The sequence below is a fragment of the Caballeronia glathei genome, from assembly GCF_000698595.1.
GTDB classification, from domain to species: Bacteria; Pseudomonadota; Gammaproteobacteria; order Burkholderiales; family Burkholderiaceae; genus Caballeronia; species Caballeronia glathei.
Window position 1 is genome coordinate 1 of record NZ_JFHC01000133.1, and the last position, 10,155, is coordinate 10,155.

The 10,155-nt window shown below is 58.2% G+C and carries 9 protein-coding genes; 8 read left to right on the plus strand and 1 reads right to left on the minus strand.

What is annotated here, in order from left to right; genetic code table 11:
- Positions 1-543: 543 nt before the first annotated feature.
- The 8 genes from BG61_RS36835 to BG61_RS36870 all read left to right on the plus strand — a co-directional run bounded on the left by BG61_RS36835 (position 544) and on the right by BG61_RS36870 (position 9,331).
- On the plus strand, positions 544-1,467 hold the full coding sequence (locus tag BG61_RS36835) for a LysR substrate-binding domain-containing protein (RefSeq protein WP_035931712.1): 924 nt from the start codon (positions 544-546) through the stop codon (positions 1,465-1,467).
- 339 nt (positions 1,468-1,806) lie between these two features.
- A complete protein-coding gene (locus BG61_RS39590) occupies positions 1,807-2,247 on the plus strand; it encodes a heavy-metal-associated domain-containing protein (protein WP_051673051.1) in 441 nt (146 codons plus the stop codon).
- Positions 2,240-4,627, plus strand: coding sequence for a heavy metal translocating P-type ATPase (locus BG61_RS36845; protein WP_035931726.1), 2,388 nt, complete (start codon positions 2,240-2,242; stop codon positions 4,625-4,627). The genes BG61_RS39590 and BG61_RS36845 overlap by 8 nt, the downstream gene beginning before the upstream one ends.
- Positions 4,628-4,663: 36 nt before the next feature.
- Complete coding sequence (gene cueR, locus BG61_RS36850; RefSeq protein ID WP_035931737.1) at positions 4,664-5,077, plus strand: Cu(I)-responsive transcriptional regulator; 414 nt, start codon at positions 4,664-4,666, stop codon at positions 5,075-5,077.
- A gap of 51 nt (positions 5,078-5,128) precedes the next feature.
- On the plus strand, positions 5,129-6,625 hold the full coding sequence (locus tag BG61_RS36855) for a multicopper oxidase family protein (RefSeq protein ID WP_035931750.1): 1,497 nt from the start codon (positions 5,129-5,131) through the stop codon (positions 6,623-6,625).
- A 272-nt stretch (positions 6,626-6,897) separates the two neighbouring features.
- Positions 6,898-7,611 carry an SDR family oxidoreductase gene (locus BG61_RS36860; protein WP_035931762.1) on the plus strand — a complete coding sequence of 238 codons (714 nt, stop codon included), beginning with the start codon at positions 6,898-6,900 and terminating at the stop codon, positions 7,609-7,611.
- Positions 7,612-7,719: 108 nt separating this feature from the next.
- Positions 7,720-8,574, plus strand: coding sequence for a GNAT family N-acetyltransferase (locus tag BG61_RS36865; protein WP_035931775.1), 855 nt, complete (start codon positions 7,720-7,722; stop codon positions 8,572-8,574).
- A gap of 118 nt (positions 8,575-8,692) precedes the next feature.
- Positions 8,693-9,331 carry a TetR/AcrR family transcriptional regulator gene (locus tag BG61_RS36870; RefSeq protein ID WP_051673052.1) on the plus strand — a complete coding sequence of 213 codons (639 nt, stop codon included), beginning with the start codon at positions 8,693-8,695 and terminating at the stop codon, positions 9,329-9,331.
- Between the two features lie 108 nt (positions 9,332-9,439).
- Here the strand turns inward: BG61_RS36870 and BG61_RS36875 are convergent.
- On the minus strand, positions 9,440-10,155 hold a 716-nt coding region (locus tag BG61_RS36875; protein ID WP_035943072.1), incomplete at its 5' end, for an HAD family hydrolase.

Here is a 10,155-nt window from a genome sequence, read left to right on the forward strand (position 1 = left end):
CCTCCACCAAATCCGGGGCGGTTCAGACGGCTGAAAAGCATTTTGTTTAGACACCTGCTATTCACAGAATGAATATCCGATGCCTGGCGTTCGATCGAAAGCGCCGCAGCCTTCCCTGAAGCTTTATCACACTCGTTCCTTGAACTGTCACCAGGGCGGCAGTCGATGGAATGAGAGCCTCACATTCTCAGAATGTTCATCGGTAAGAGCCCGAGTAGTGCGGCATTTTTTCTGGTTCGAGGAATAGATGATTAGTTATGTTGTTAACAAGTCAAGACAGACGACGATACATAGATCTTATTCAAGATTTCTTAGCAATGGCCTGCTATGTGACAGAGTCTCTTAGCGAATTTGAAATTGCGTGGTCCGTCAACGCTGCGTGCGCTCAGGTTGGTGCAACGTTATTTGAGAGGAGAAGCGAGACGTCATGGTTCATCGAGAGGCAGCAGTGGGGTGCAATTCTTGTGAGAACTGTTCTGCCGGTGAAGGCACCTTGTACTCAAAAGTCGCTTTCGCGGTGACTCGTGTATCTTAGAAAGGCAAATGACTACGAGAGACATCTCTACCCGACATCTCCGCTATTTCCTGGCCGCTGCACAATCGGGACAATTTTCGCTTGCGGCTCACGCGGTTCACGTATCGCAGACTGCAATAACGACGACGATAGGCCGACTGGAATCCATGCTGGGGGTAAAACTGTTCGAGCGCAGGCCGCATGGGGTCGCGCTCACAGCGGAGGGTCGCCACTTTCTCGAACATGCTCAAGCGGTGCTGAGCACCCTGCGGGATGCGACCCGTGCACCAACGATGCACACGTACGATATCTCAGGCACCGTCCGGATCGCAGCGACTGGCACAGTCATGGGGTATTTCCTTGCGCCGTATCTCGCCCGATTTCGGAGAACTCACCCCAAGATCGAGTTGAAGCTTGTCGAGATGATCCGTCCGGCCCTGGAAGACAGGTTACACCGGGTCGATAACGACATCGACGTCGTCATCGCGGTTAGCTCCAATCTGTCGCGGAAGGAGGGGTTGGTCATAGATACGCTGGTTCGATCCAGGCGCCAGCTATGGACTTCGACGGATCACCCCCTTTGCCTGGCATCTGAAGTCTCGCTAAAGGAGATATCAGAGTATCCGCTCGTGAAATTGACGGTTGACGAATCAGGTGAATCGGCGTCGCGCTATTGGAGGAAGCAACATAGGGCCCCGAATGTGCTGCTGGAAACGGAGTCGATGGAGGCTGTTCGGAGCTTTGTCGGGCTCGGACTTGGCGTCACGATTCTGGCCGACCTCGTATTTCGACCTTGGACGTTGGATGGGCGGAAGATCGAAACGCGGCCAATCACTGATGTCGTGCCGCCGATGGAATTGGGAATTGTGAGAAACATGAATCACGAGGAGTCTCCCGCAGCGCAGGCACTAAACCGGTTTTTAAAGGATGCGTGTTCGATCGCGCATTTCTAGGTGATCCAGGCAAACACGGCGGTTGCGCGGTCATGAGCGGCGTTTGAACCCGGGACTGTTCTCATCACGAGAATAGTCATTTCTATTTCGCGGGGTATTACCGTGAGTTGCACGTACCTCGCACGCTGTCGCACGCAGGTGCCGGTAGTCGCTAAGGCGCGCCAGCAGGGACTCCGACTCTGAAAAGCTTAGAGAGTGAATTCGGTTATCAACAAGTTCGGGAAAGGAAATGGTCCGGAGGTTACGACGCTCGCTTTAGAGAAAGGCATTGGATGGCGCTTGACATTCCAACAATGGAAAGGCTGATCCTCGAAGACATACCACTCAAGGAGAGTTTCCATGTCTAGTTCCGAGCTTTCTAACTTCGATTCACTGTATTTAAGTATGACGTATGACAGCTTTGACAATTCGATCGACGGGATGTTTGCGGGCCGGGAGATTCAGGGTGTCGACGGCAGCGCCGCCCCTGATAGACGGAGTGCGGAACCCGTCTCGCGCTCTGCGGTGGGTGCGGAGGTTGTAGCGGAAGCTGTGCGGCCCACCCACGTAGAGCTTGTGATCGAGGGAATGAAATGCGCCTCCTGTGCGCGTCATGTCGAAGAGGCGCTGCGCGATGTTCCCTCCGTGAGAGCGGTATCGGTCGATCTTGCCGCATCGCATGCCTATGTCGAAGCAGTCGACGCGATAGATCACGGCGCGCTGACGGCTGCCGTCGAGGAAGCCGGCTACACGGTGTACCCTGCCAAGGACGCTGACTCCGGGGAGGCCAGCCATGTCTGAATCAGTCACCTTCGATCTGCCGATCTCCGGGATGACCTGCGCCAGCTGCGCGGGCCGCGTCGAGCGCGCCTTGAGCCAGGTCAGCGGGGCGTCCAACGTCAACGTCAATTTCGCAACTGAACAGGTGCGGTTACTGGCGCCGGCCGAGAGCCTTCCAGCATTGATCGAGGCCGTCGACGCAGCTGGCTACGCTGTTCCCAATGCGCGCGTCGAACTTGAGATTAGCGGCATGACGTGCGCGTCCTGCGTGGGTCGTGTGGAGCGCGCACTCGGCAAGGTACCTCTGGTGAAGAGCGTGAGCGTCAACCTTGCCAACGAGCGAGCACATATTGAAACGATCGGGACGGTCGATTTCGCAACGCTCATCGCCGCCGTTGCAAAGGCGGGCTACACCGCAAGTCCGGTAAGGGATGCCGAGGCTGCCGCCGACATCCGTTCGCAGCACCTGACCCGCGAACGCTGGTCGCTGCTGTTGGCGATCGCCTTGTCGATACCGCTCGTCGTGCCGATGGTGCTTCAACCGTTCGGCTTGCACTGGATGCTGCCCACGTGGGCCCAGTTCGCGCTGGCTACGCCGGTGCAATTCATCCTCGGCGCCCGATTCTATGTCGCGGCATGGAAGGCGGTGCGTGCTCGCGCCGGAAATATGGATCTGCTGGTAGCTTTGGGTACCAGCGCCGGTTACGGGCTGAGTGTCTATGGCTGGGCTTCCGCGGCACCGGGAAGCATGCCGCACCTCTACTTCGAGGCATCCGCGGTCGTGATTGCGCTGGTCCTCCTGGGTAAATACCTCGAGAGCCGCGCGAAACGCCAGACCGCCAGCGCGATTCGCGCCCTCGAGGCGCTGCGTCCCGAACGTGCGATTCAGTGGATCGACGGCGAAGAGCGCGAGGTTGCGATCAGCGCGCTGCATGTCGATGACATTGTCATCGTCAAGCCGGGAGAGCGCTTTCCGGTCGACGGCGCAGTGGTCGAGGGCCGTAGTCACGCCGATGAAGCGCTGATCAGCGGCGAGAGCTTGCCTGTACCAAAGCAGCCGGGCGACACGGTCACAGGCGGAGCGATCAACGGTGAAGGTCGGCTCGTGGTCAAGACCCGCGCGCTCGGTGCCGAGACGGTGCTCGCAAGGATCATCCGCATGGTGGAGGATGCGCAAGCAGCCAAGGCGCCAATTCAGAAGCTGGTGGACAAAGTCAGCCAGATCTTCGTTCCAACGGTTCTTCTGCTGGCTGTTATTACCCTTGCAGGCTGGTTGCTCGCGGGCGCTTCGCTTGAGACCGCAGTGATCAATGCTGTGGCTTTGCTCGTGATCGCGTGTCCTTGTGCTCTGGGCCTTGCAACGCCAACGGCGATCATGGCCGGCACGGGCGTGGCGGCGAAGTTCGGCATTTTGATCAAGGATGCCGAGTCTCTCGAGCGAGCCCATGAAGTCACGTCTGTCGTTTTTGACAAGACTGGCACTTTGACGTCGGGAGCCCCACGTATCGCTCATCTCAGCGCGGTCAATGGCAATGAAGATGAACTGCTGCAACTGGCAGGGGCGTTGCAGCGTGGCAGCGAACATCCGCTCGCAAAAGCCGTCCTGAACGCGTGCAGCGAGCACAAGCTGACTCTGCCGGAACTCGCGGACAGCCGCTCGCTTGCCGGTCGCGGCATCGCAGGCAAAGTACGGGGTCGCGATCTCGCACTCGGCAATCGCCGGCTGCTGGAGGAAAGCGGTCTGGCCGCGGGAGTCCTGGCGGATTCGGCGCGCGCCTGGGAAGCCGAGGGTCGCACTTTGTCGTGGCTGATCGAGCGAGGCACGCAACCAGCCGTTGTCGGTCTGTTCGCTTTCGGCGATACGCTGAAAGAGGGGTCTCAGCAGGCGATCCAGAAGCTGAAGGCACGCAGTATCGGCAGCCACCTTCTGACAGGTGACAACTGGGGTAGCGCCCGCGTCGTTGCGCAGGCATTGGGAATCAATGATGTATATGCGGAAGTCCTCCCTGAAGACAAGGCTGCGAAAGTTATCGAGTTGAAGAAGACCGGTGTGGTGGCAATGGTGGGAGACGGTATCAACGACGCCCCTGCGCTCGCCGCAGCGGACATCGGAATTGCGATGGGCGGCGGCACTGACGTCGCGATGCACGCTGCCGGCATCACGCTGATGCGCGGTGATCCGCGTCTGATTCCTGCGGCGTTGGAGATCAGCCGCAAGACATACGGCAAGATTCGGCAGAACCTGTTTTGGGCGTTCATCTACAACCTGATCGGTATTCCTCTGGCGGCGTTTGGTTTGCTCAATCCGGTATTGGCCGGCGCTGCGATGGCCTTGTCCAGTGTATGCGTGGTGAGCAATGCGTTGCTGCTCAAGTCGTGGAAGCCGAAGGATATCGAGTGAGTTTGGTATGAACCGGGAAATTGAAGGAGAGGCAAAATGAATATTGGACATGCAGCCAAAGGCACGGGCCTGAGCGCAAAGATGATTCGCTACTACGAGTCCATTGGTTTGCTGGCGGCGGCACGTCGCAGCGAAAGCGGTTATCGGATCTATACGCAAGACGACCTTCACACGCTTGCTTTCATAAGGCGCGCGCGAAACCTGGGATTCTCGCTGGAGGAGGTCCGAAGGCTACTTACCCTCTGGCAGGATCGGGAACGGGCAAGCGGTGAGGTGAAGGCACTGGCGGCGGAGCACATCGCGACACTGAATCAGAAAATCAATGAGCTGACGGCAATGAGCGAAACGTTGGAGGCTCTGATCGAAACCTGCCATGGAGACGATCGTCCGGAGTGCCCGATCCTCCTCGATCTGGCTTCGTGCGATGCCTGCGGCCAGTCACAGGCCTAAGCTACACCATTCGTTCCTCTGGAAGAGGTTTCTCATGAAGGAGATGTTCATATGATGACCCGTCGCACTTTCATTGCGGCTTCTATCGCTGGAATTTCGGGGCTGTCCGCTTGCACCGGATGGTTTTCGGGTTCGCCTTCGAAGGGCCGGGAGACCAAGGCGGCGACGCAGCGTCTTATCGTCGATCGCCGTTCCATCCTGGTTGACGGCAAAGAGGCAACCGTTTTCGGGCTGCATCAGCCTGATGGCACACGCGGCATCTTTCTTGACCCAGGTGAACGCTTTGTCGTCGATCTGGATAACCATTTGAGCGAGCCGACCACTGTGCACTGGCATGGTCAAACGCCCCGGCCGGATCAAGACGGCATCGCCGAGTTTGGCGTGCCGCTGGTCCAGCCTTCAGAGCTCCGGTCCTATGATTTCGTGCCGCGCGCAGGCACGCACTGGATGCATTCCCACCAGGGTCTTCAGCATCAGAATCTGCTTGCCGCGCCGTTGATCGTGCGAACGCAGGACGAAGTGAAGGCAGACACGCAGGAAGTGACGATCTTCCTGGAAGACTTCATGTTCGGTGACCCGGCTCTCGTCCTGCAAAGGTTGACGGGTGGCGGAGCGGCGCAACCAATGTCGGCTCATGCGGACACTCACGGGATGGAATTGCAAGGCGCCAAGCCGATGGAGGCCGGTGGCGACATGCACATGAAGATGGACATGTCCGGTTCTGCCACAGGCGCAAAAATGGACTTGAACGATGTCGACTTCGATGCCTATCTGGCGAATTCGCGCACGCTCAGCGATCCAGAGGTGGTCCGGGTGGAAAGAGGCGGGCGCGTGCGATTGAGAATAATCAACGGTGCGTCATCTACCAACTTTCACATCGACCTGGGTGCGTTGAATGGGACATTGATCGCGGTGGACGGAAACCCTGTTCAGCCGTTGCAAGGCAAACGCTTTAGTCTCGCAATGGCGCAACGAATCGACATTCTCGCCGATCTTCCCGCAAGCGGAGGGGCATGGCCGGTCCTCGCGCTGCGCGAGGGATCAAGAAATCAGACGGGGATCGTGCTCGCCACCTCCAATGCGACGTTGGAGAAGATCCCTAACCTTGCCACCCTGGAATCGGGTCCCGTGACCTTTGATCAGGAGCTGAGGCTGTCCGCCTTGCAGCCGTTAGCACCTCGCCCCGTCGACGCCACGTTCATGCTGATGCTGGGCGGGTCCATGAAACCTTATGCATGGACGATCAACGGCAAGCGCTGGGAGAACCGCGACGCCGTTCGCGTTCACGCCGGACAGCGCGTGGCCATCACGTTCCACAACCTGACAATGATGTCCCATCCGATGCATTTGCACGGACACCATTTTCAGGTAGTCAGCTTGAACGGAAGATCATTCTCCGGCGCACGGCGCGACACCGTTCATGTGCCTCCGCTATCCAAGGTGACGGTGGCGTTTGATGCGGATAACGCAGGTCGGTGGCTGCTCCACTGTCACAACCTCTATCACATGGAGACGGGAATGATGACCGAACTGGCTTACGTCTCGTGAGCGCTTGTCTCGCTCTACGACCATCCTGGTCGATCAATCGGGACTCACCGCGCGGCCCCGATATTGCAGCTTGACGGTAATGATTGCGGTCGTTATGATTGAGCGCGTCAATAATTGCGTACGTAATGATTACGCGGTCCGCGAGTGCTGTCGGAGCGCGAGCGGCGACCGCGTGGATGTTTCAAGGGGATTGGTTCTATTGCCTGTAGCGGACCGGATGTGGCTTCGATGCACATTCCAGACATCCAAACGTGCATTTCATAGGGGGATTCATGCAGATCGATGACTCAGTCGTGTTTGTTACCGGGGCGAATCGAGGGCTCGGACTCGCTTTCACCCAGGAACTATTGGCCCGTGGAGCGAGGAAGGTCTATGCGGGCGTGCGTCGTCCGGAAGAAGTCAGTGTGCCGGGAGTGGTGCCAATCAGAATCGATGTAACCGACCCCATATCCGTGGCAGCCGCGGCCGCGCAATGCACGGATACGACACTGCTGATCAACAATGCCGGCGTCGCCCGGGTAATGGAAAGCACGCTTGATTCCGCGCTCGTTGGGGCGGCTCGCGAGGTCTTCGAGACCAACTTCTACGGCGTAATCCTGACGACCCAGGCGTTCGCGCCCTTCTTGCTCGCCAACGGCAGCGGTGCCATTGTCAACGTGTTGTCGGATGCAAGCTGGTTCTCGCGACCGATGCTCGCCGCGTATTCCGCGAGCAAGTCTGCAGCCTGGAGTTACACCAATGCGCTTCGGGTAGAACTGCGGGAAAAGGGAACGCAAGTACTGGGGCTTCATGTCGGCTTTCTCGATACCGATATGACCCACGGATTCGACATGAGGAAGAGCAGTCCCGATCGTGTTGCCTCGGCAACGCTCGATGCACTGGAGGGCGGTCTTGAAGAAGTCTTTGCCGATGAAGGAACGCAAGCGATCAAGCGGCGTCTCTCGAGCGAGCATGCAGACTATTTGTATCCGCCTGCGATCGAGTGATCGCAGGTCTCTGGGCGCCCGACAATATGTCCAGTCACGGTGCGCGGAATATGCCAGGATCGCGAAGCCACTGGTACGTTATTAGATAGATATTGCAGGAGCCCGGGCATGAATGGAGCTACGGAGACAAGCGACTCAATCGCGGTTAACGCCGCGGCGCTTGATGAACTGGAAGCACGCGCCTGGCTTGATATGTACAAGGCTGCGCCCGCCGAATTCTCGGCCAAGGTCGGGTTGGCCTACATTGAAACCCCGGCAGGCGCGGGTTTCGCGATGAAGGGCATCGGTGCGTCTCTCTTCAATCGATTCGTTCTTCCCAGGGGGAAGGAGTCGATTACACCAGATACGCTTTGTATAGCCATGTCCTGGCTGGGAGACAACTGTCATCCCACTTGCGCAATCGACACGCGCGCTGGCGAACCGGATCATCTCGAGGCAACGCTTCGTGAGGCAGGGTTTCACAAGCGCGGCGGTGGCATGGCGCAGTTTTGGCGGACGGATGCCGCGCCGGTGCCGACTGTCAATGGCGATCTGGAGATCAGGCAGGTCGGCGGTGAAGCCGCATCACAGTTTGGACGTGTCATCGAGGCCGGCTACGGATTACCCCCTTCGTTTTCGTCATGGCTTGGTCGCCTGGCGGATCGCGAAAACTGGCTGACCTATCTGGCGTATGACGAGGACATGGCAGTTGCCGGTGCCGCAATGTACGTCATCGGTAGTGCGGCGTGGCTCGGAGTGGCCGCGACGATGCCACGATACCGCGGCAACGGCGCGCAAGGCGGACTCATCGCGCGACGTCTTGCCGATGGCACCGCGCTGGGCGCACGGACGTTTGCCGTGCAGACTGGCGCCCCTGCGGCTGGTGAAATAGCGGGGCCTTCTTACCGGAACATAGAACGCTCAGGATTTGCTCTGTCGCACGTCAGGCAAAGTTACGAGGCGAATGCGCCTGTTGTGAAATGAATCCCCATGTAGCGCGCTCCAGGTTCGGCAGCGAAGCGCGTTGATTGTGACCGTAACCATTATAGGAGGATGCCGGTACAATCATATGCGTTGAAGATTTCGTCAGGAGATTTCCGTAATGAAAGTGACCAAGGAAAAGGCGGCGGAAAACCGATCGAACCTGATTCGAACCGCGAGCAGGCTGTTCCGGGAACACGGCATAGACGGTGTAGGCGTCGCGGAAATCTGCAAGCAAGCTGGACTTACGCATGGCGCGCTATATGCGCAGTTTCCAACCAAGCAGGCGCTTGCGGCCGAGGCATTGGCGTACGGGCAAGAGCTTGGCTTCGAACATCTCATGTCGTTGGGGGATGGTGGTGGTCCGGCACTCGACGATTTTCTAGACTACTACTTGTCGACCTCGACGCGGGACGATCCAGCACATATGTGCGCGATGGCAGCCTCCGCAAGCGAGATCGGACGCCAGGACAGCAGCATCAGCGCTCCGTTTGCTCAAGGGTTCGAAAAAATTGCAGAAGCGATTGAGCGCACGCAGGGGCCAGGCACTATCGAGGCGTCTACGCGGGAACGGGCGCTCTCGATCACGGCGGCTTTGATCGGCGCGGTCGCCGTGGCACGTGGTGTGCACAAGGCGGATCCAGCGCTTTCCAAAGAAGTGCTTCAGGCGATGAAAACAGTGCTGGCAGCGCTTGGCGCGAATGGCGACGATGCAGTGAAGCGGAAGAAAAGGCGCAAGCCCGCCTCCGGTACCGCATGAGTTCCACGCGGTGGAGCATCTTGAGATCCGCGGGATCGTGACGAATCATGTTCAACGCGCTCCAGGCTCCCGCAATTGCCCGCATCGTGATCAGGTAGACAATGGACCTCACTTGAACGCGGGCGTCGAGGGGAATAGCGTCTTGAAGTCACGTCTCATACTGACCACTTGCCAATGGCGGCTGGCCGCTTCATCAAGCAGCGCGTTCAGACGCCCGAATGACGCAGATTCCTCTCTGTCGTAGGCAACCTCCCTCGCGCCATCATCGTGGTGCAGAATCAGGACGAGATGCGGCTTCTTGTTGGCCGCAGTCATGGCCAGCATCGGCTCATCTCCGTCGGCATTTCCGAAAGCCAGGATGGGCGTGAGTCCAATATGGAGTTGAATGCTGATTGCTTTCTGCGATCCATTGTTGATAACGCCAAACGTGCCCAGTCGCTGGATGGTTGGCTTACCGTTCTCAGCCGTGTAAGCGTACTGCACGGTGCTGCCAATCACCTGGTCTGGCGTGATGCCATAGTTCTTCAGCGCGAATCCGCGCAGAAAGTCCACATCGCCTCCGGAAACCAGAAAGGTCTTGAAACCCTGCGCTCGAAGGAAGGTCAGTAACTCGAGTTGCGGCTGATAGACCAGATCGACGTACCGTCGTTTGAAGTGGGCATTGCGTGCAGTGCTCATCCACGCACCTGCGATTTGCGCAAAGGAACTTTCGTCCATACCGGTGTAGGCTGCGAGATACAGCTTCGCAACATCACCTTGGCTAAGGTGGGTTAGCTGATCCTTGTCGTCATCGAGGACTGAGCTTGCCCCCGAAAAACGAATTC

What these genes read in the sequence shown, in the direction of transcription:
- BG61_RS36835 (WP_035931712.1), top strand. Translation starts at nt 544, where the DNA reads ATGACTACGAGAGACATCTCTACCCGACATCTCCGCTATTTCCTGGCC.
- BG61_RS39590 (WP_051673051.1), top strand. Translation starts at nt 1,807, where the DNA reads ATGTCTAGTTCCGAGCTTTCTAACTTCGATTCACTGTATTTAAGTATG.
- BG61_RS36845 (WP_035931726.1), top strand. Translation starts at nt 2,240, where the DNA reads ATGTCTGAATCAGTCACCTTCGATCTGCCGATCTCCGGGATGACCTGC.
- cueR (WP_035931737.1), top strand. Translation starts at nt 4,664, where the DNA reads ATGAATATTGGACATGCAGCCAAAGGCACGGGCCTGAGCGCAAAGATG.
- BG61_RS36855 (WP_035931750.1), top strand. Translation starts at nt 5,129, where the DNA reads ATGATGACCCGTCGCACTTTCATTGCGGCTTCTATCGCTGGAATTTCG.
- BG61_RS36860 (WP_035931762.1), top strand. Translation starts at nt 6,898, where the DNA reads ATGCAGATCGATGACTCAGTCGTGTTTGTTACCGGGGCGAATCGAGGG.
- BG61_RS36865 (WP_035931775.1), top strand. Translation starts at nt 7,720, where the DNA reads ATGAATGGAGCTACGGAGACAAGCGACTCAATCGCGGTTAACGCCGCG.
- BG61_RS36870 (WP_051673052.1), top strand. Translation starts at nt 8,693, where the DNA reads ATGAAAGTGACCAAGGAAAAGGCGGCGGAAAACCGATCGAACCTGATT.